This is a genomic window from Pleionea sp. WD8-19 (assembly GCF_055326765.1).
In genome coordinates this window covers 458,700-481,479 of record NZ_JBUZOU010000001.1, presented here as the reverse complement: position 1 = coordinate 481,479, position 22,780 = coordinate 458,700, and the positions used below count along the sequence as shown (strand labels likewise).

The 22,780-nt window shown below is 41.4% G+C and carries 16 protein-coding genes; 11 read left to right on the top strand and 5 right to left on the bottom strand.

Annotated features, from left to right (window positions below):
• Positions 1-28: 28 nt before the first annotated feature.
• Entirely contained in the window at positions 29-844 is an 816-nt protein-coding gene (locus tag ACTUJY_RS01985) for an alpha/beta hydrolase (protein ID WP_463614360.1), read from the top strand.
• Here ACTUJY_RS01985 and ACTUJY_RS01980 read toward each other — a convergent pair.
• From ACTUJY_RS01980 to ACTUJY_RS01970, 3 genes are all read right to left on the bottom strand, one after another.
• Positions 834-1,979 carry a DUF4405 domain-containing protein gene (locus ACTUJY_RS01980; protein WP_463614359.1) on the bottom strand — a complete coding sequence of 382 codons (1,146 nt, stop codon included), beginning with the start codon at positions 1,977-1,979 and terminating at the stop codon, positions 834-836. The two genes, ACTUJY_RS01985 and ACTUJY_RS01980, sit on opposite strands and share 11 nt — an antisense overlap.
• 91 nt (positions 1,980-2,070) lie before the next feature.
• A complete protein-coding gene (locus ACTUJY_RS01975; RefSeq protein ID WP_463614358.1) occupies positions 2,071-2,376 on the bottom strand; it encodes a hypothetical protein in 306 nt (101 codons plus the stop codon).
• A 126-nt stretch (positions 2,377-2,502) separates the two neighbouring features.
• The gene (locus ACTUJY_RS01970; protein WP_463614357.1) at positions 2,503-3,963 is read right to left on the bottom strand and encodes a winged helix-turn-helix domain-containing protein; all 1,461 of its coding nucleotides are present in this window, start codon (positions 3,961-3,963) and stop codon (positions 2,503-2,505) included.
• Between the two features lie 265 nt (positions 3,964-4,228).
• Between ACTUJY_RS01970 and ACTUJY_RS01965 the strand changes: the two genes are divergently transcribed.
• The 10 genes from ACTUJY_RS01965 (at position 4,229) to ACTUJY_RS01920 (ending at position 14,531) form a co-directional block, all read left to right on the top strand.
• Positions 4,229-5,173, top strand: a complete 945-nt coding sequence (locus ACTUJY_RS01965; protein WP_463614356.1) for a hypothetical protein — start codon at positions 4,229-4,231, stop codon at positions 5,171-5,173.
• A gap of 17 nt (positions 5,174-5,190) precedes the next feature.
• Entirely contained in the window at positions 5,191-6,084 is an 894-nt protein-coding gene (locus ACTUJY_RS01960; RefSeq protein ID WP_463614355.1) for a DUF350 domain-containing protein, read from the top strand.
• A gap of 2 nt (positions 6,085-6,086) precedes the next feature.
• Positions 6,087-7,838 (top strand): polyamine aminopropyltransferase, encoded by a 1,752-nt coding sequence (locus ACTUJY_RS01955; protein ID WP_463614354.1) that lies wholly within the window; start codon positions 6,087-6,089, stop codon positions 7,836-7,838.
• Between the two features lie 267 nt (positions 7,839-8,105).
• Complete coding sequence (locus ACTUJY_RS01950; protein WP_463614353.1) at positions 8,106-8,522, top strand: DUF2170 family protein; 417 nt, start codon at positions 8,106-8,108, stop codon at positions 8,520-8,522.
• Between the two features lie 31 nt (positions 8,523-8,553).
• Positions 8,554-9,240, top strand: a complete 687-nt coding sequence (locus ACTUJY_RS01945) for a PspA/IM30 family protein (RefSeq protein WP_463614352.1) — start codon at positions 8,554-8,556, stop codon at positions 9,238-9,240.
• A 14-nt stretch (positions 9,241-9,254) separates the two neighbouring features.
• Complete coding sequence (locus ACTUJY_RS01940) at positions 9,255-9,893, top strand: hypothetical protein (RefSeq protein ID WP_463614351.1); 639 nt, start codon at positions 9,255-9,257, stop codon at positions 9,891-9,893.
• Positions 9,894-9,907: 14 nt separating this feature from the next.
• Positions 9,908-10,225 (top strand): hypothetical protein, encoded by a 318-nt coding sequence (locus ACTUJY_RS01935; protein ID WP_463614350.1) that lies wholly within the window; start codon positions 9,908-9,910, stop codon positions 10,223-10,225.
• Between the two features lie 50 nt (positions 10,226-10,275).
• The gene (locus ACTUJY_RS01930) at positions 10,276-11,361 is read left to right on the top strand and encodes an NAD-binding protein (RefSeq protein ID WP_463614349.1); all 1,086 of its coding nucleotides are present in this window, start codon (positions 10,276-10,278) and stop codon (positions 11,359-11,361) included.
• The gene (locus ACTUJY_RS01925; protein ID WP_463614348.1) at positions 11,354-11,782 is read left to right on the top strand and encodes a hypothetical protein; all 429 of its coding nucleotides are present in this window, start codon (positions 11,354-11,356) and stop codon (positions 11,780-11,782) included. Before ACTUJY_RS01930 ends, ACTUJY_RS01925 begins: the two co-directional genes overlap by 8 nt.
• 88 nt (positions 11,783-11,870) lie before the next feature.
• Complete coding sequence (locus ACTUJY_RS01920; protein WP_463614347.1) at positions 11,871-14,531, top strand: DEAD/DEAH box helicase; 2,661 nt, start codon at positions 11,871-11,873, stop codon at positions 14,529-14,531.
• 887 nt (positions 14,532-15,418) lie between these two features.
• Here the strand turns inward: ACTUJY_RS01920 and ACTUJY_RS01915 are convergent.
• Complete coding sequence (locus ACTUJY_RS01915; protein ID WP_463614346.1) at positions 15,419-20,653, bottom strand: DNA repair ATPase; 5,235 nt, start codon at positions 20,651-20,653, stop codon at positions 15,419-15,421.
• A gap of 157 nt (positions 20,654-20,810) precedes the next feature.
• A complete protein-coding gene (locus tag ACTUJY_RS01910; protein ID WP_463614345.1) occupies positions 20,811-22,766 on the bottom strand; it encodes a hypothetical protein in 1,956 nt (651 codons plus the stop codon).
• Positions 22,767-22,780: the final 14 nt, after the last annotated feature.

Here is a 22,780-nt window from a genome sequence, read left to right as displayed (position 1 = left end):
GATAAAAAATAGGCTGTGTAGAGGTAACATGAAAATAAAGTATTTTATATTAATTACGGCATTCTTATTAATAACCAGTGGCTGTATGAACATTCATATGACCGAGTCGATGTTTATTCATCCGTCGAATACCGAGAGTTTTGAGGAAGTATTGCCTTCGGGGTATCAACTGAAATGGGTTCAATTTAAACGCCGTGATGGTTCGGTTGCTCATGGCATCCATGCTATCAACAAAAACAACCATAAAACATTATTGTATTTTGGTGGAAATACCTTTTCGGTCAATAGCTTTGGCGCAAGCTATTTGAAAAGCTTTTTGTCATTAGGCGTTAATGTAGTCATGATTGACCGAAGAGGCTATGGGTTGAGCCAGGGAAAGCCCAATGTATCATTATTACTCGAAGATGCTATCGATACTTATGATTGGCTCAGACAACAGACAGAAGAGCCCATAATTGTACATGGGTTGTCTTTAGGAAGTTTTGAAGCCGCTAGCGTGGCAAGTGAACGCACATTGGATGGATTAGTTTTAGAAGCTTCCGCGACGAATATCAATGATTGGGTGGACTCATATGTTTCTTGGTATTTGGAGCCGTTTGTTAGTATCACTTGGGATAAATCGTTAGAGTTAATTAATAACCTTGATGTTGTAAAAAGGCAAGTGGCACCTTTGCTCATTATTGTTGGTGATCAAGATGATGTAACACCTGCTTGGTTGTCTGAAAAGTTGTATGAGCAAGCCAATGCCAAAACTAAAGATATAATAATTGTCCCCGGGGCCGGACATGGCAATGCTCATCAGTTTAACGTTTATAAAGAACAATACGCTAAGTTTATTCAATAGTTCTTGTATCGAGTTCGACAATGACTCGATCAACGATGTGTAAAGCCGTACTCAGATTGGTAATATTCGAATAAACTTCACCGGTTTGTCCAGAGTGATGACCATGACCGATTAAGCGCATGGGAAAAATAGCGGGCTGTTGCGAAGCATCAACTATCACTTCATAAACTAAAGATGGCTGTCCATTAAAGCCGTTACCCGAATAGACAGGATCATCTGGAAAGCGATCGCTGGAGTAATAAGAATTAAAGTCGAACGACTGATTGACTTCTAATTTCACTTTAAATCGTTCGGGTAATGTACTTATTAATTGGCTCTTTAGTAAAAAACTGTCACTGATGGTTGCGCCGCTAAACGCATCCGCTATGTTTTCATCGGACTGCTCAGCGAATCGCCCATTGTTCAAATCGTTACCTATTGCGTGCAAGAAAACCGGTAAGGATTCGGGGCGTGTCATTGCGTCGCGTTCAGCTTTATTTTCATCGAAAGTAAAGAGCTGATCAAAATCGTCTTCGTTATTTTGCATAGGGTGGCTAGTAAATATGACGCTGTCTTCTTTTTTATTAATACGTGCAACAAATCCGATATTGGCTACTGCATCCGTAACGTATATCGGTTGTATAAATTGACCCTCCATACTTTCTAACCAGATAGCAATTTGTGGCCATGAATATGCGCGCCCCTTTCGTAATTCGATGGTGAGTTGTGGACTGTTTAAGTGATCGTTTCGTTTATCGATTTTCAAATAGCTGAAGGTTTCAGGTTCATTGCTTAGTTCGGCCATGCGAAGCTTTGTTCCCCATTGATAGAACGTTAAAAACGGTGAAAAGTGTGCATAAGATAACCCTACAAGAGTAAGTACCGTTAATAGTGTGACCAAAAATGGCGTATTCCATTTTTTCCCCGATGTAGAATTTTCTTTCTTCCAGGAACAATAATGTTTAATGGCCGGAATATTATTTTTAATATGAAAGAACACAATTGCCAAAAGTGAAAACCCAACGATGGTGTGTATCAGCGCAATGGTTACTGAGTATTTCTGAATAAACATTAATATTGAAGTGATCAGGATGACCACAAACGACATGAGCACTAACAAACTGATAAAGGAACGAGTAGACATCTTGTTAAGCATGTTGAAAGCCTTGTTTATCGATGGTGACGTTTTGGATTGAGTGTGACGGAAAATACGATGGAGGCTATTGAATAGCCGTGTTGGTTGCGAATCAGTTGCAGGACTCTTTATTCCGATAGCTTTTAAAGTCGCCTATATAAAACGCATTGGATAGAACCTCCAACCACTCAATGGCTGGATCGTAAAACAGGAACAGGAATTTTTGCCGAGATTTTTTGATAAAGGCTTCACCGAAAGCATCAATGACTTTATGGATTTCGGGGTATGGGAGCTCGGTAGCGGGAAAAGTCGGATGATTTAAGTTCACCGTTGTCGTGGAAAAGTACACACCTCTTACTAATGCCAGAGTTGGACGAAAAAAATGAGTTTTGTTGAGTTGAGTCTGAAGTAATTTCATATTTTGCTTCTGTGATATCGACGAATGCCCAATATCACCGCAAGGCTTGAAAATAAGCCAATAAAATACCCTGAAATTTTCTAAAATCGTTGATTTTAAACGAATTTCTAAATTGGCAATTGCGAACTAGAGATTTAGTTTTATTTGGTATTCCAGTAAACTGGTTTGTAGAGCTTTCAATTTATGTTGATCCACCATGGCTTTTGCACGTTCAAAATAGTCTTGTTTGGCATGTTCCTTTTGCATTAATGCTGCGTTTTCAGAAAGTCTTAATAACGCCAGGCTGATCCCCAGCGGGCATTGAATGCGCTGTTGATATTTCAAGGCCACATTCAAGGCAGTGTCGGCTTGTAGGTACTGACGGTGGTATTGCAATATTTCTCCTCTTAATGCTTGTAAATAACTCGCATACAACCAATCGAAATGTTGTTCAGCCCAATGCAAGGCCTCTGTGATGAGCGCTTGCGCTTGCGTGAAATTTTTCAGCTCAAGTTCGGTAATGGCTAAAAAATAACCGAGTCTGTGATATTCTACATCGTCAGGTGAAGCCTGCTTTAATCCTCGCTGTGCATAATCTTTGGCCATTTGCCATTGCGACTGTTCGATTAAAGTATCAACTAGCAGTCGGGAGGCAATCAAATTATCGGGTTCTATTTCGATCAAACTTTTCAAGAGTTGAGTGCTTAATTGATGTTGACTCTTTGAGCGGCTAGCTAACGCGCGATACATTAATTCATTGGTAAAGTCGCGATTACTTTGTGAGTTCGATTTGATGATATTCTGATCGGTAAAGGCGATGACTTCGTTAGCAAGCTGCTCCAAAACGTTGTTAACCGATGCTCCAAATAAGACACCTTTCTTCACATCATGTGTTGTATGCATTTGATAACTGAGCTGATAGGCAGGAACAAAGCCAGATAACTCTGTTTCTACAATTATTCCGGCGCCTGATACTTCGAAAAGCCGAGCAATGGAATGTGCGCTTTTCATCTCCGTAATTTCAGCTCGATTTAGCAACGACAAGATGTAATCGACCGGAAAAACCAGACTGTCTGGGCTGGACGCTAACAGGTTGATCAATTGATCCATTGCTCCGTAACGTACCCAGTTATGGTTGTTGTCTTGAATATCCACCTTAAAGGGAAGAATGACCACCGAACCGTCAATTTTAGTCTGTGAAGAATTAATAACGTGAAACAGCGATACACTGATAATTAGGAGCAGTATGACTGCGAATAGAGTCAGCCGCTTTTTACGGTTATCCTTTTTGTTTACTGATTTTGGTTGACGGCTAATTGTTGGTAGCCAGGAGTATCCTTTTCTGGGGTGGGTTTTGATGACTTCAATATCGGTAAAGACTTGTCTGATTTCGCGAATGGATTGAAATAACACTTGTTCATCGACCTGTGCATCATCCCAAATGGTTTGCAGCAAATACGTTTTTGACAAGATGGTTTGGGGTTGTTGCAAAAACAATAACAACAAAGAAAAAGTCTTCTGTCGCATTTTAATAACAGAAGTGCCCTGTGTAATGGTGTAATGTTGGGGATCAACTTGCCATTGATCGAAACAGTATATCTGGCTCAAAACTTAATATTACGTAACGGACTAGCGAGAGAACATCATATTACACAATGCTGTTGATCTAAGGAAAGCATTGATAAACGACAATAGCGTAATTCCTTAGTTGGCATTCACTACTTAAAAATTGTAGAGCGTCTGTGTTATAACAGCGTTCTGCATTCTAATGAACTTTTTGCGATCTCGCATAAAGTTTGTAATACAATCGATTTTTATCAGACTAGGCCAACCAAAAGTCGATAAAGACACAGAAAAATAAGGAGTCTGGACTTTGCAACGTTGGATAATTATTGTACTTGGCTTACTTTTGGCGGCCTGTACCAGTAAAAGTGAGCGGTTACAGGAGCAGATCACACAAGACCTTCCGGGGGTTGAGCGTAAATTGTCGCAACTGGAAGATAACCTTAAAAACGGCATGATCATTAATGCGACTTTGCTTAACGATTATGCTGAACGACTGAAGCAATTGCAGCCAGAAAATGCAACGCTCATTGATAATCTGGCGAAAAACGCCGACCCGTCTGGCCCGATGCTGACGACTTTGCGACAGCGATTGCAGCAAGTAAAAGCGCATCCTGGTCGGTCTATAGAGCAGCTCGAGCAAAGCTTTGGTGAGCTCGTGATGCTGAACGAAGCACTTAATCCAGTGACCTTTAATGATGCGCTTTCTGATAGTGTGAATGTGTTGGCGGATATGTCACAAGGTGTGTTAGCGCGCGTGCAAGCCATCAGTCAGGCTGCAGAACAGCAGAGCAATCCGAACAGTGACTTAAAGTCCGGATCACAACTTGTAGGCAATCCTCAGTATGGTAATTGGGTTACCGGCAGCAACGGCATGAGTGTTTGGGAGTGGTACGGTATGTACGCGCTCTTTTCTAACCTGGGTGGGGGCCGTTACTATTATCATGATTGGTCCAGGCGACGCCCTTATTCTTATTATCATGATTATGGACGCTATCGTTACACAAAACCTTCCGTGCTGAAACAGCAAGATTCATTGCAACAAAAAACAGCGAAAAGTTTTCAGCAGCAGGGTAAGCGTTTTAATAGTCCTTACGCGACTAAACGAACCGGTGCTAGCCGACTCAGTAAAGCCAGTCAGTCGCGACCGTCATCGGGTAGCTTTCGCAGCTCATCATCTTATCGTAATTCATCGTCCAGTTCGGGCCGTCGAGGGTCATCGCGTACCAGCCGTGGTCCGAGTCGCGGAAAATAGTTTTAAAGGGGAAAACAATGCAAATAAATCCTATCGATATTTGGAGTGCGCAGGTGATTGCGGTGGATCTGCTGATCATTACAGCGCTAATCGTTAGCCTTAAATTTTTTAAAGGCGCGCTTTCCAATGTACATGCTCAGTCGGAATTGGTTGACAAAAACAATGCGGCTTTTGGTATCAGTTTTGGTGGCGGAATTTTTGCACTCGGGCTGGTGCTTACCGGGGTGACTTCCGGTGAATTTGCCGATTCATTGCTGCAAGAAGTAACCGCTATGGCGGTTTTTGGTGTGATTGGTTTAATCCTTATTTTAATCGGACGAGTGTTGCAAGATAAGTTAGTTCTGCGTCAGGTGGATATTCACGCTGAGCTGGCAAAAAATAATGTGGCTTGTGCGCTGGTGGATGTTGGTCATATGTTAGCCATTGGTTTAATCGTTCGCGCTGCGATGATTTGGATACCGGATTCCGGCTACGACATTATTCCTCTGCTATTGGTGGCGTTTGTACTTTCGCAAGTGGTCTTGGTTTTGGCTTCTTTTTATCGTATTAAACTCTTTAAGGTGCGTAATAACGGCCATCAAAACAGTTTGCAAACGGCGATTGCATTGGGCAATGCTGCATTAGCGTTACGATACGCTGCGTTTATGATAGGCGCAGCGTTAACCGTTACTGCAGCTTCTCATTTAGTGCCATACAATGCAGAAAATCAATGGTTGTCTGCGGCGGCTTGGTCAGGCATTTCAATGGTGGCTATTGTCATTTACGCGCTATTGGTGATGATTGTGCGTAAGCTGGTATTGAGTGGTGTGAATGTGGCCGAAGAAGTCGACCGTGAACAAAATGTTGGCATTGCAGCGGTTGAAGCGGCGATATTTGTGGCCATAGGCGCGGTACTTACCGCATTGATTTAATCGTGTTGTCGCGACTCTCTACTATTCCTCCTCGCCGCTGGCAGCTCATTCGTCACGATATTCTGTTGATGGGTATTATGATGGTGCTGGCTGCCTGCGGGTTGATTTACGAGTACCTTCTCTCTCATTATGCCGGGCGCGTGCTTGGCATTATGGAAACCACTATATACGCGATGATTGGGCTGATGATTGTTGCGATGGGTCTCGGAGCTTGGTGCGCTAAGTGGTTTAAAAGTCCTTATTCTGTCTTTGCCTGGTTAGAGTTTATTATCGCCTTGATCGGATGCAGCGCAACGCTGTTGATAGCGGGCTTAATCGCGGTCACTGGTCTGTTACCTCAGCTCTTGTCTTCGACGTATAACCTTCCGCCCGATACCGTCATTGGTGGTGGATTTATCGAACAACTGCAGTCGCTCAGTCGATTCATGCCGTTTGTTGCCGGTTTTGTGTTGGGGTTATTTATTGGTATGGAGATACCACTCATCGCGCGTGTGCGAGAAGATGTTTATGGGCAACATTTGGAAAACAATGTGGGCACCATTTATGGAGCCGATTATATAGGAGCTGGCATTGGCGCTGTGATCTGGGTGACTTTGATGTTGTCACTTGATATTACTTTAGCCGCAGTTTGGACGGCATTGTTAAATGTCATTGCCGGGCTGATATTTCTTTGGCGTTATTGGCACAGAATTAAACGACCGAAATTATTAGTAACATTGCATCTGCTCTTATTGGTATTCCTGGCAATCGTAGCGGACTCTGGCGCACGCTGGATGAGCGACTTTTCCAATGTGCTTTACCGCGACAACGTTGTGTTTCAGCAAAATACCAACTACCAAAACATTACCTTCACTGAGCGCTCATTTGGTAGCAAACAACAACCCGTGCTCGATATGTATCTGAATGGGCGGCTGCAGTTTTCAAGTTTCGATGAATCCATTTATCACACGATGTTAACCTATCCGGCGCTTCTCGCGTCAGCTCGCCAAAACGAGATTCTTATCATCGGTGGTGGCGATGGCATGGCATTACGCGATGTCCTGCGTTGGCAACCGAAACAGGTGACCTTGATTGATCTTGATCCCGGTCTGGTGGAATTATTTTCCGAGCGTTTCGCTATAAATAAAGATGAAATAACTCAGCAACTGCGAAAACGCTTAATGGTTTTGAATGAAAATGCATTCGAAGACCCGCGAGTTAACGTAATTTTTGGTGATGCATTCATCGAGATAGAAGGGCTTTTAGAGACGCAAAAGCGCTTTGATACGGTGATCATCGATTTGCCCGATCCCAGTCACCCAGATTTGAACAAGTTGTACTCGGATTATTTTTACGCTCGGGTATCGCAGCTAATGTATGGCGATGGGGTGGTTGTTGTTCAATCGACTTCGCCATTCCACGCGAAGAACGCATTTATTAGCATTGGTAAAACCATGAAGCAAGCTGGCTTGGCCCAGGTGCAACAGTATCGGCAAAACGTTCCTTCATTTGGTGAATGGGGTTGGACGATTGCCAGTAAGCAAGGACAGTCGCCGAGGCAAAGAATTGAAAACAGGAAGGATTTACCCGTAGCGAATACCTACATTACTCGAGACGTGTTAGTTGGGGCATTTGCAATGCCAAATAATTTTTATGAGGATATTGAGGGTATTGGCGTGAATTATCTGGGGAGTGGTGTAGTCTATCAATACCATACTCGTGCCTGGCAAAAAGATGTTGGAGTCTATTTGTCTCGCAGTCAAGCAGCAGAATAGGGTAGAAATTGGCCTTACAATTATTGGTATAGCAACCAATAGTAGCCATTTCAGACATGCTAAAGATACATCCTGGTACGCTCTTTGGCCTCCGCTTGTAGTCATAAAGTCTGAAATGAGCATCATTGGTCATGTTTCTGGTTAGAACGTTTTCGCTCAGAAGCACCAAAATAAATTAATAAAATCCGAACTTGACATTTTATGTCGAGTTTATTATCTTAGTTCTTAACGCGACATTTTATGTCATAACCACGAGGAAATTTGAACATGTCATTAAAGGATCTGGCTATTCAACTCAATGGGTTTGTACAAGATGGATTTTCACTCGATGTACTGCCCATCCAGGAGAACGGCAACGGTGATATCACGGTATTGCAAGTGATTGTCGAAGGCTTTGATGAACTGCCAATATTTATTACGGCAACCGAAGAGCAGATTTTGTGTGTGACTAATCTGTTTAAACAATCGGAAGTTAAACCGGATTTGGTCAATGAGCTTAATGCCATGTTGTTGAAGTTAACAGTGAATATACCATTAAGTTCATTCGGTATGATCGACGATCAATACGTTTTATTTGGTGCTATAAGTGTGACTACACTGGTTGAAAACATTGCACATGAGCTGGTTACTCAAGCGGAAAACTCGCTCGAAGCTTTGGAAGCACTTGAAGAGTTTTTAAATTAATCGGAATGAACTGAAGCGTTAGGAGAAAACTATGAGTATCTTAAAGAAAATTGTAACAGCGATTCGTGGTGGTGCACGAGAAGTGGGCGAAGCGATTGTTGACACCAATGCGATGCGCATACTTGAGCAGGAAATTGTGGACCAAGAGCGCGCCATTACTAAAGCCAAAGACTCTTTGACGGAAGTTATGGCCGATCAATCAAAAACTGCTCGCCAAATTAATGCGTTGAAAGATCGCATAGCAGAACACGAAGGTTATGCGACACAAGCGTTGGAAAAAGGAGATGAAACCTTAGCACTTGAAGTGGCAGAAAAAATTGCAGAATACGAAAATGAATTGGCGGAATTGCAACCGGTATTGGATAACTACAAGGCAAGTGTTGCCAGCTTAAAAGATCAGATCCGTAAAGCTGAAAAAGCGATTCAAGAGCACAAGCGTGAACTGTCAGTGGTTAAAACCACCGAGAGTGTGCAAAAAGCGCGAGTTTCGGTGAACGCTTCATTGTCTTCCAATGTTTCTAAAACCGCTGCGGCACGTGACTCATTGAATCGCATTAAGGAGCGTCAGCAGCGAATGGAAGACAAGATCAAAGCGTCGGAAGAGTTAAATGCCGAAAATACCGATCAAGCTTTGAAAGACAAGTTGGCAGCGGCCGGTATCGGCGAAACCAAAAGCAAAGCCAATGATATTTTGGCTCGTTTAAAAGAAAAAAAATAATCTAAGGATGGACGATGTTCAGTAAGTGGTTTGGTAAGAAGGACGAGGCGACTCGTATACTGGAAAAGCCAGAAGATCTGCAAGTGGGTGATATGCTCGAAATGGTGGACTCTTTTGGTCTACCCAGTGAAATACGAGGGCAAACATTTCAGGTAATGGAAATTAACACTTACGAATATAAGCATGCGCGCGAAACGGAATTTTTACTCCAAGGATCGGAAGGGGTGCCCCTCCATTTAACGATAGAGAACGAAGACGGTGAGCGATGGATCAACTTCACCGTCAAAGTCGAACGTGACGAAGTAGAACATTTGTTTGATATGGATGCTTTTTCTTCGGTATTTGATGATGAAGTGAGTGAGCAACCGATATCTGTTGTCGGGGAAGCAAGCGAATACGAACGCTGGCTTGCAGAAAGTTATTATCAAAACGGTGAATGGCGTCGAGGTTATTTTCACAAAGCGGATTATCGTAGATTGAAACCGTCGCAATACGAAGATGATGACGGCGAAGCTTTTGAGGCTGTAACCTTATCTTCTGACAACGACATGCACAGTATTGAAATTGAAGTTTGGGCCGATGGTACTACCGATGTGTTTTTGTGTGTGACTCGTCCGGTGGCTGATATTAAAGCGCTATACGGAAAAGCTTAGAGGCTGTTGATTTTATGGTGAAAGCGAATCAGAAGTGGGATAAACAAGCTCAAGCGGCAAAAGCCACGCAAGTAGCATTTGATGTGAGTGAATCCGTTCATAATTACGTTCAGCTACAATCGGTAAAGGAGCAGCTTAAACCATCAGACTATATTCGGAAAATGCTGGGGTTGGAGTTTAAAGCAAAAAAAGTACGTCCTCGATTAACGGTTACACTAAGCGAAAGCGACTATTATGAGCTAGGCTTATTGTTTCAAATTGATCCTAATGACCGTATTGCAATCAAGCACGCTGTCACTAAAAAACTGATCGAGTTAGCGGAAAATCAATAAAAAGAAAGACTATGTATAAAAGATTAGCCAGGTTGCTTCATTGGCGACGGATGAGACATAATCGAGTAGGAATATTTCGAGAGTCTAAGAACCGTATTCGTCAACTTTTTTACTGGGTAATGGCCATAGTATTGCTCCATAGTTTTGCAATGATGTGGTTTGAAGGGTTATCACTGGGTGACGCACTTTGGCTCAGTATGACAACTATTAATACAACCGGGTATGGTGATCTTAGCAGCGTTACTTTCTTAGGTAGACTGACTACCATAATATTAATGTATGTTTTAGGTATTACGTTGATGGCGCAACTTGCCACTGAATACATTGAGTACCGAATAGAGAAAAAAGATCGAAAAATAAAAGGTTTATGGAATTGGAGTGCGATGAATCAACATATAGTTATTATCAATACACCATTAAATGCCCCACAACTTTATTTAGAGCGCCTCTGTAATCAATTACGTGCTACTCCGAGTCTAAATAAAAAAGACTTGTGTATTGTATCTGATCGATTTCCTGATGGGTTACCTGTTGCTTTAACTGACTCAAACGTGACTTATGTTCATGGAGATTCATGCGATCGTGAGGTATTAGAGCGCGCAAATGTTAAAGACGCTTCTCATGTTATTTTAATATGCCCGAGCAGCGGTGATACTTCTTCCGATAGTACAATATTGAACATTCTTTTTCATTTAAAAGACATGAAATATTCTGGACATATTATTGCGGAAGCCGTTAAAGATGAAAATCGAAGTCGGTTTAAGCAACTGGGTGCTGATGGTGTTATTCGTCCAATCAGAGCCTATCCTGAGTTAATTGTGCGTGCTATCGAGGCTCCGGGAACAGAACAAATGATGGAAAACCTATTCGGTCATGAAGGAGACCGTCCCATTCGATTTGATTTAACCTTCAGTGTCAATCAATGGGCAGAATTGGCATGCGCGATTATGGGAAAAGGATACGGTACGCCTGTCGGTTATATCGACGATGAAAACAATGTTCATACGAACCCAGCCCCTTTGATGCCTGCCATTGGAAAAGCCGTGTTTTTGTTAGTCCATGACAAACATCTACCGAATTATCAGGATTTTGTGAAAACGATTAAACAGATTGAACAGGAAATAGAAAATGCATAAACCTAAAGGTGCAGGCGGTACATCAGGTGGCGTCGGTCGTTATCTGATTGGTTTGTTGATGATGGCTGTGGGAACCTATTTATTTCTGTCTAAAGTAATGGTGACTACCGGTGCCTTTTCGCGTGGTTTTGGGTTCGGTACGCACTTGTATTCGATCGGCGGCGGCTTTGGTATTACCGGTGGTATGATTTTGTTGCCTTTTGTCATTGGCATTGTGATGGTTTTTTGGAACAGTAAAAATCCGTTAGGATGGCTGTTGTCTGGTGGCAGCGTCATCGCCTTAATTGCTGGCATCATTATTAATATTCGAATGACGCTGGTGCCTATGTCGGCTTTCGATATTATGATGTTGTTGATTTTGATTGGTGGTGGATCGGGATTGTTTTTTAGTTCGCTTAGAAATTTTGGGACGAACGATTAATGCACTTTCAGTTTATTAAATAAAGTTTAAGCAAAGGATGACAAAGTCTAATATGTAAACGTTTTAAAACTCAGGATAAATTACACCAATGTCCATAAAAAACAAAATCAACTACTACAAAGAATGCTATAAAAAGGACATTGGCGAATTGAATCTTTGGAATTTATTAAAAGTTTCTGCATCAGATACTTGGAGCCCAATCGAAGAAAGTTTAATTAATGGATTTTTACCTCGCATTCCCATTGAACTGGATAAAGGCGTCGAAATAGAAAATAAGTCAACGGTGTATGAAAGAGAAAAAAAGCTAATCTACGCAAGCTGTTTTCTTACCGGCAAAGCAGAATTTTTGGGCGAAGTTCGGACAATCTGTTCACCTCTCGTTTATTATGATGCGCAATTATCTGTAAATGATGATTATGCATTCGTTTCTATCGATGCTGCCAACCCAAATCTTAACGAATCCTTGCTAAAGTGGTTGAATCCTGAAACGGAATTGTATCCTTTTCATACTGGAAGTTTATTCAATCCTGGCGACTGGTTAGGCTGGTTTCAAAAATACAGTCCTGAAGTAGATGTTAGTAAATTATTTGAATATCCCAAGCTTCATACACGAGAAAAATTAAAAAGATACTCAACTCAGAGCGGTTTATCGCTCATTCCGTATTCGCAACTTTCATTAATTGAACGAGCAAGAGGTTCCAGAGGCATACTGCATGAAATGGATTTGCTTATTAGCAGTAATGATTATTCCGAACCCTTAACTCAATTGTTGTCTGGTGTTAAAAATCGAAAAACAAAACTGAGAAAAGTAAATCAGCATTACCTTCCAGGTTTATTAAGTGTTTCTCAAGAGTTGGCTTTGAGTAATGCCGCTAATTCTACTTTATCGGTACTATTTGGTCCTCCCGGCACCGGTAAAAGTTATACCATTGCAGCTGTGGCTGCTGAGCACATCTCGCAGGGTGAAAGTGTGTTAATCGTTGCCAATAATGAGCACGCACTCGATGTTATAGAAGAAAAAATGGTAGATAATTTTGGTCTTCAAGACAGCTTGGTACGGGCAGGAAGCAAGCAGTTTTTAAAGACATTTAAAAAGTATATTAATGACCTACTAAAGGGATATATTGACCTTAAACATGATGCCAGTACTAAAGAGCTTGCAAAATCGCTTCGGAAAATAAATAAAGTTATAGATAATCTGGAACAAACCTTTCTCAAACAGGCGAATCGTTCGGTTCATCTCGGACATTTAATTGTCGATGGAAATGCTTCCCTGATTGATAAGCTTCGTAAGTTGTATTTGAAATGGATATTATCAAATGAGCCTAGAAAGTGGAAAATCATCAACCGTTTAAATCGGTTGTTAGACGAAAAAGAAAATCTCGCAGCTGAATACTTGGTTGCTTTAGTAAAAGGACGAAAAACAAAATTAATTGCAAAGAATAAAGAAAGTTTGCACTACTTGAACAAAGCCATTCGAGCCAGAACATCGCTTAAGCAAAAAGAAATGTTTGGCTCGATGGATGAAACAGTCATTACGCGTTTACTGAGTTGTTGGCTCGTAAGTTTGGATACTCTACACAAAGTATTGCCTTTGAAAAAGGATATGTTTGACCTGGTTATATTTGACGAAGCCACACAATGCAATATCGCCAGCTGCTTACCCGCAATTCAACGAGCTAAACGAGTAATGATAGTAGGCGATGCCAAACAACTACGACATTATTCATTTATATCTTATCGAGCTGAACAACAGGTAATGCAAGAAAATACATTGTCAACAGATGATGCAAGTGTAATGAGTTATAGAGATTCAAGTATTTTAGATCTGGTTTGTGAACTTAGTCCTGATACCTATAAACATACCTTTCTTGATGAGCACTTTCGTAGCGTACCTAAGATTATTCAGTTTAGTAATCAACAATTTTACAATAATCGATTACGTCTCATGCAGTTTCGACCTGAGAGTAATATTGGAGAACAAGCCCTAATTTTTGTTAATGACGGTATCAGAAACAAAAAAGGAGTTAACGTACAGGAAGTTGATAAAACATTAACCTTGATTGATGAATTGATTGAGTTTGAAAAAGATTTAAAAATAAAATCTTCCATTGGTGTTTTATCGCCCTTTCGGGCTCAGATTGAAGCATTACAAAAAAACATTAGCGAAAAGTTTGATGCTGACGACATTCGTAATCATCGAATTCGTATTGCTACACCCTATGGATTTCAGGGTGAAGAGCGAGATGTAATGATTTTGTCTTTTTCAGTTGATAATAACTCTCTTCGAGCTGCAGCATACATTAATAAAGACGATGTGTTTAACGTAGCCATTACGCGTGCAAGAAGCAAGCAATATCTTTTACTTTCGTTAGATGTCCGGTTATTGCGCAATGATCATCTTCTAAAGCAGTATGTTTCGTTTATCGATAGTTATCAGCCTCATGTTAAACAAGAAATTCAACATGATGAATTTCAGGATGAAGTTGCGAAAGTACTAAGTCAAAGAGGTTACAAAGTTTGGAAAAGCATGGTGATTGCTGGCCAAACACTGGATTTGCTTTGTAAGTTTGGTGAGCGGTATCTGGCTATCGACCTTATTGGGTATCCTGGGCCTACGTCTGATTTTTACGATATTAGCCATTATAAGATATTAAGGCGAGCAGGGTTGCCCGTTTTACCTATTAGCTATTTTGCTTGGATGAATGATCGTAATGGTTTGTTTTCGTATATCGAAAGTATAAAATAGCCTTGAATTAAAAACTCAATGTTTACTAAGATAATTCGCAACAAGCGTTTCTCATTGGGAGCCAGGTGAAAAATTTAATTAGCTTACTTGTAATTATTCTGTCTAGTTATGTAACTGCTGATACGCATATAGAAAGTGATATTGTTCAGTATCGCTTCCCGGAAATTGGGAGCTAGTCGAAAAGTCAAATAATCGAAATATGTGGGTTTATGAGTCGAATAATAAGAACGATCGAATAACAATTTCGATTTATAAGTACACTAAAGTACCATCGCATGAGAAAAAGCTAGAGTATTTGAATGATTTTATAAAGGTTAGGATTGAGTCGGAGCCTAGTGTTTCAGGAGATGACGTAAGTATTAGCGATGCAGAGACGAAAGAGTATTCCACGGGTTGGGCAGCTACTTACTTTGTAGATGGACCAAATTCGCGACTTGTTTTTAATAAATCTATTTCAAACTCATATGGGATCGCCAATTTTTATTTGGAATCATATTCCAAACCTAAAGATTTTCGAGTGAAGTTAGATGCCATATTTAAAACTATAGGATTCACCAATGGGCAATGATTATAAGAACCAAAAATGCCTTAAAAGAGCCAGTACAAAAAATACGAAGTCAGACATCAATACTACTTCTCGTAAAACTTCAATTAAGTGTCAATCTAAAATTGATTGGTAAGATGAAAATAAAGTTAGTATCGAAAACATTAACAGGCGAACTGCTAAATATGGTACGTTATCTGAACAAGAAGGAAGAATTTGATTTTAATAGAGATTCAAATTTTGCAAGTTTTTAGCTGATTTTTTAAGTACAGTAACAAATAAGGTGATGTTAGATTTTTAAAAGGTGGATTACGCTAACGCTAATCCACCTTACGAAAAGTATTTACTTGCTAGATTTCAATTCTTTGCCCAGTTGTTTCAACTTTGCTTCGACTTCGGTCATTTTTTTATGTGTTTTGAGGTCAAGATCAAGCTTGCCATCCATCACCCGAATTAAGGGATGTATGCTGGATTCAAAAGTTTCGGCCAGCGTTTTAAGCAGTTTATCAATGCCAGGAACCGGTTGATTTACAACTTCAATATGAGGTGCCGGTTGTTTATAGGCTTCAGCGATTGCTCCGAGCTTTTCAATGACCCCATCGATATTTATTTCAGGGAGCTTTTGTGACTGCGCTTTGTTAGTCGACTCGCCTAAAAGCGAAACCTGTTTAACTAGGTCATTGAGCTGTAACACGATTTTCTTGCCTGCGTCAGCATCATCGCCACCTAATGATTGATTACGTAAAAAGTTTTCTTTAATCGAATGCCAGCGTTGTTTTTGCTGGTCGGTCATATTGCCACGAAGTTCCGCGAGTTTTAACAGGTTTTCTTCAGCTCCAGTGGTAAGCAACTGAGATTCTCCTTGATAATGATCGGATACCAACTGCATTAACTCTTTATCGGTCATGACAGAGGAAACTTTTTCCGCCATCTTATTCATGTTTCGATAGGAGCCTTGTAGCTTGAACGGCGGCTCAGTACGGTATTTGTCATCTTGCGCGCTAGAAGCAATGTATTGTTGGTTTATTCGAGAAACCACTTCCTGAATGGCAAATAATTTTCTTAAAACATCGGTAATTTCTTTTACTTCGGCGCCACTGTATTGATGCGATAAATCGGTTGCTGCCGTTGAGCCACCATTGGCAATATCAATAAGTTTATAAACATCGTCCATTTCGCGAGTGGCGAGCGGAGCTAACACGGAGTTGGATGTCAGCGCATTTTCAACGTAGCTGAGGTTAAACACTTCTTCCTGTCCAGAAAGCATATCACCCAAGTTGTAAATATCAGCGCGGTTGGCCAGCATATCAGGAATTTTAAAGAGTTCTCCTGATTCGGTATAAGGATTCCCGGCCATAACGACACAGAATTTTTTACCACGCATATCGTAAGTTTTTGATTGACCGCTCCATACCCCTTCGATGCGTCGTGTACCATCACACAGAGAAATAAACTTTTGTAAAAACTCTGGGTTTGTATGCTGAATGTCATCCAGGTAAAGCATAACATTATTGCCCATCTCTAATGCTAAGTTGAGCTTTTCCAATTCTTGTCGGCTGGCACTGTTGCTCGCTTGTGAGGGATCGATGGAAGTAATGTCGTGCCCAATAGAAGGGCAATTAATCTTCATAAAAATTAAACCGAGTCGGTTGGCCACGTATTCCATTAATGTGGTTTTACCGTAACCCGGAGGCGATATCATGAGTAAGAGGCCCATTAAATCGGTGCGTCGACTGTCGCCAACCGTACCCATTTGCTTTGCGAGGTTATCGCCAATAATTGGTAAATAAACATTATTAATGAGCTTGTTTCGTACAAAGGAAGTAAGCGGACGAGCGACAAAGTCATTCACACGTAACCGTTGTTTTTGACGTTCAATTTCTTGCTGACGTTTTTTTTGATATTCGTAATACCCTGGTTCTACCACCTTTTGATGGTGGGCCATGCGTTCGAGAAATTCATCTAAAGTAAGTGGTAATGTTTGATTTTTAATGCGGTTATGTCGTCCTAATAAATCATTGATTTGATAGTTTAAGTCGACCTGGTGTAATTGCCGATCCAATCGCTTTTCGACATTTAATAGTGCGACGGTTTCTGGAATAAAGTTTTTAAATTCGACTTTATTTTGACTTTGTACGTAGGCGCTGAGCCAGTGATGACTTAAATGCCATCGTTTACCCGGCTGACCGGCCAACTTTTGTAATGCCTGTTGGTATTCTTGCCAAGCGCCCTTCGACTCGAGATACAGTTTGAAGTCTTTAAGCAAAGTATCGGCATACTTGGACACAACAAAGACAATGTTTTCTTGCCCCAGTTCGCTGATCAAATATTCGGCTGCGCGTTCTAGGATAAGTTCATCGATGGAGATGTTTTGCTCATCGATAAAGTTTTTTAAGTGTAGCTTGAATTCATTTTGTAATTGACGTGAGGCATCTTGGGCCGAAAACAATTGTCGCATTCGCAGTGCATTTTGCGCACGTTGAGGCCATAATTGCTGTTCAGGTTGTGCTTGATGATTCGCCCAATAAATGGCTGCAATAGCACGAGAAAGCGGCGTAAACCGCAAGTTGCCAGCAACGTCGTAATTCGGTAACAGTTGATGAAGAATTTTTGCAGCGTCGTGATCATGAACACCTTTTTCATAACCTTCCTTATAGCGCGGTGCTATGAAATCTTTTATTAATGATTGCATTTCATCGTCACTAGTAGCCGCCATCATTAATTGTGCCCAGTCGAAGCCGTCGCTGTTTTGTTGTGCGGATAACATTAAGCAATAGGCCAGATATTCGGCACGATACACTTGTTCCGATTCAGAAGGTAAGGCCATCGACCAATAGGGCTTTAGAGCATTGAGTTGTTCGGATTGCAGCGGTTCGTAATAATCCGTACCCGTTAGATGAATATTGAGACATTCATTTCGTGCTAATAAAGTGATATCCAGCTCTTGAGTGTTTACGCTGAACTTATGTTTGGGGCCGAGTTTGATGATTTGGCCACCCTCTTCATAAATATCCGATTTGTCGCGCAATGCTCGAATGGCATTTTCTTTTGCGGCTTTGATCTGCGATTCCAAATCATCGGCTTTGACGGCATCACCCAATTCACGCAATTCTTCGGTGAGTTGTTGTACTTTCTGAATTAATCCGTCCGATGCAAAAAACGAGTTCAGATCATCCTGCTTGGTGAAGCGTTGCGCTCGTCTGCTGATGCTTTGCATTATCCGTTGTGCGGCGTCGAAAAGCGTTTCTGCTTTGCGTTGTCTGGCTTCAAGAAGACTTTGCTTATGGGCTTCAAAGGATTCGAATATTTCTTCACGTTTACCTAGAATGTCGCCAAGAAACTGATCGTATTCACTGAACTGGCCCTCCAGCTCTTCTAATTGCACTAAAAGCCGTGACAATTGTTCATCGCATTTATCAGGAGTTGTGGCTAAACCTAACGCATTTTGTACGCTTTGCGACAGTAATTTGAACTGTGCGGAAAATTGGGCTGTGGCTTCTTCGCTGCCAAAGCTCTTCCTTTGATGTTCTAATTTGGCTTTAAGCTGATTGAGTTTGGAATAAACATCGGATATGGACTCAATAATTTGGGTTTGCAGGGTCGCATCGGGTACTTTTAGCGAAGCCATCAGCTCCGATAAAAGATCGAGTGAATAGGCCATTTTTTCAACGGACTCTATTGAGGGTTTGAGTTCAGCGACGGTTTTACATTGATTACGGTGTTGCTGAATGTGTTCAACTTCGTCGTAGTAACTTTTTAGGGCATCTGCGCTTGCAAGAAACTCAACGGTTTGTTGATTAAGTTTTGCTTCCTGTTCACTCACTTCTTTTTCTAGCTCATCAATTCGCTTCTGATCGATGTACCGGAGTTCTCGAATGGTCAGTAAGTGCCCGCGTTGATGGCGTAGCCGGTCCAATGCATTCACATAATCCTGAGCGGTATGCCAGTTTTGCGCTTCCAGATCACGAATGATTTGTTTTTGTTCAGTTTCCGCTTCGGTTAGTGCTTTTTGCGATTGCTTTTGAATACTGGCGACTTTCTCGTATTCGTCGATGACCAGTTCAGATGTTTTATGGATGCCTTTTAAGCATTGCTCTATGTCGGATAATGTTTTATCAGTGAGCCAATGGTAAGCATCAAATATTTTAATGCTTCGTTTGGCTAAGTCATTGTAGTGAGCCGAAGACGCATCATCGGATTGAATCAGTCGACTAATGGAAAAAAGCTCGGAAATACCACGTACTAATTCTGCATTTCCAATTTTGCCGTAAAAACTCTGGCTTTCTGGTTGAGTGCTCGCGAACTCTTCGGAAAAGAATGGGGTTTGCCAAATCTGAATGGGATGAATGCGTGTTGCTTCATCTTGCGCATAAAAAATAATTAATCGACCATCAGCATAAAAGCCATAACCATGACCGAATAAAGGGTTTTGCAGTGATTTGTTTATTAAGTTGTAAGCGTACAATCCAACCAGGTTGGAATCGGGCTGGTAAAAAATAAACAACACATCTTCACCATTTGGCGAACGAAACATGCGCTTGAATTTAAGGTTTTTGTATTCGTGATCAAAGGCTTTGTATTCACCAGTTGTTAAATAGTAGCCACCGGGAAACATCAAGCCGTGATCTTCTGGCAGCTGTACGCATGAGTCGCCAATTGCATCAATTCGAATGACTTGCTCTGTGTTTTTATTAAAAACCAAGTAACGCCAGTTTTCTTCCAGATAAGGTTTTATTTTTAATAATATCAGTGAACCAACTTGGCTGTAGAAAAACTCTGCATCATCTAATGATTGTGTTGCATCTTCGACGGGTTCGGAATAAATACCACGGCCGGTATTGGTGTTATTTTCTAACTTGATGGTTAGATCGTGTCCCAAGGTATCGATAAAAATTGTATCTAATACATTAATATGCGGATGTCGACCGTCAATGACATCTTCACGCAAACACTCTGTCCACTCAAAGTCATGACTGGCGGGTAATTCTATGTCACGTTCGCCTCGATTATCGATGTAGTCGATGGATTGTCCATCGGCTGAAATATTCCAACGAAACACTCGCACATCGCTAATGCGCTCACCAATTTGAAAAGCTGCGAGAAGCTTTCCATTTTTAACGACCAGTTGCGATAAAAATGTATCTTTATAATAAGTATAAAGTTCATGAAAGTCGCCAACAAAGCTTTGATCAGCAAGAAAGGTTTTTTGTACGTTAACCGGTTCAAGTTCGTATTGATCACTTTTTTCAATGAGTTTGTAGATGGAAAAAACATCTTCAACTTTGGTTTCTTTTCGTAGGCCAAGAAAAACGTTGTACCCAAATAAAACTAAATTGCCGACTAAAACCAGATCTCGTGCTTCACAGTTATGTTCCGTTCGCAATCGCAATCGACTGAGCACTTCCATATCGGTACTGCCAAATTCCTGTTGGCGTGCTTCGTTTAGAGCAGTTGTTAACGTTGACAACTGTTTACCTTGATCCAGTAAGCGTTTTCGGATCACTTCGTAAGCACCGCCTTCTGCGACGGCTTGTTGAACCTGGTTATCGAGAGAAGATTGATCGGACGAATTGGCCACGCTTGAATCCTTTATGCAAAGTTGAGCTGGTTTGTTTTCGTAACCAGCTCATTCATGGAGTTTTGTTGTGACTGTTCTGACTTCGACAGACTCAATTTATAAACTGGATAAAGTTGGCTGAGCTTGTCGAAGACTTTTGTCTATTAACTATTTATTTTTAGACGTTATCACTGGGTGCTGCATTAACATCTTTAGGCTTGCCACCTAAAAACTTCTCCAGAAGTGATGCCATCACCGGGCTTTTATCTAGAAAACCATCCAACGCATTGCCCATACCCATGCCTTTGGCTAACTTATCAAAGTAATCACCTTGACCACCGACAATATCAATGTTGGCATTTTCTAGCGCAGTTGCGATAACTTCGGCTTGATCTTTCGCAACCACTTTACTCGCATCCACTTTTGCCAGCTCTTCTTTCAAGTGAGCTTCCAGTTTCATCTTGAACTCTTCGAACTCGCGAGCATCCGGGCTCATGTTGTTCATGGCCGCGAATTTATCGATTAAACCTTGTGCTTCGGCTTTGGCCTTTTCGAGAATCACTGAAGCTTCAGCTAATCCTTTTTCTCGGTTGGCGGCCGCTTCTGCTAGTCCGAGCTCTTGACTACCCTTGGCTTCCGCGGCTAGTTTCTCTTCCAATACTTTGGCTTCGGCTAGACCTTCTTTCTCCAGCGCTATGGCATGCGCTTCTTTAATTCTCGCTTGTGCCAGACCTTGTTTTTCATCAGCGTCGGCTTTGGCCAAGGTCACTTGTGCTTCGGCTAAACCGTTGGCGGCGATTTGCGCTTGCTTACCTTCAGCTTCTTTCTTAGCAGCTTCTGCTTTTTTCGCAGAGGCTTCTAATTCGGCTTGTGCGATCATGTTAATTTCTTTCGCACGATGCTCCGCCGCTTTTTCATCGGCTTCTGCTTTCTTAACCGCTTTAATCATAGCTTCTTCAGCTTCAGCTTGCGCTTCCAGTACTTGCACTTGTTTTTTTCGATCCGCGTCGGAAACAATTTGTACTTCTTTGATACGTTCTTCTTCCTCAGCGACTTTCTTTTCTACCGCGATACGCTCGCTAATGGTTTGAGCGATGATTTTACGCTCTGCTTCGAGTGCTTTTTCTTTGTTAATGGTTTCTAATTCAACTTCACGCTCGCGATTCACTTGCTCAAGCTCTTTGGCTTTGATGACCTTTTCTTGTTCGATGACAACCGCTCGTTGGCGATTTTGTTCGGCCACTTCGATTTGCCGCATTTTGTTTTCTTCGCGAATGGCAATTTGCTCTTCGGTTGCGATACGAGCTTCTTCGGACTTTTGCTTTTCTTCGTACTGAACTTTTTCGGTTTCTGCTTTTTCGCGAGCGCGAATGGTTTCTACTTCGCGTTGCTGTTTCGCCTCAGCATCGGCTTCTTGTCTTTGCAGGGCTAGCAAAGCTTCTTTGGTCTCAACGTTTTTCTTAGTGATGGCCAGTTCTTCATCTTTTTCCAGTCGATTGGTTTCGATATTGCGAGACGCTGTGATTTCGGTAATGCGACGAATACCTTCGGAGTCAAGAATATTGGTCGGATCAAGATGTGACTTAGGAGTCTGCTCCAAATAATCGATGGCAACGTCTTCCAGCACGTAGCCATTCATATCTTCGCCGATCACTTCAACGATTTTTTCGCGGAAGGTGATTCGGTTTTCGAAAAGTTCGAGGAAGTCCATTTTTTTTCCGACGGTTTTTAACGCCTCCGAGAATTTGGCGTTAAACAACTCGTTCACAGCATCACGGTCAGAAGCGCGATCGACACCAATGGCTTTGGCAACTTTTAACACATCGTCTTGTGTTTCATTAACGCGCAAATAAAAAGCAACAGTAATATCGGCTCTAAGATTATCTTTACAGATCAATCCGTCTTTTCCACGTCGGTCAACTTCCAGTGTAATGAGGGAAATTTTCATAACTTCCATTTTGTGAATGACCGGAATGACCATTGAGCCGGTGAAGCTGACTTTAGGTTTGTTCGTAATGTTGTTGACGATCAAGGCGTAGCCTTGAGGTACTTTCTTATATACTGACGCGATGAAAATACCCAAAATGACTAGTAAGCCAAGGACTCCACCAGCAATTAATAGAATGAGCTCCATAAAATTCCCTCGTT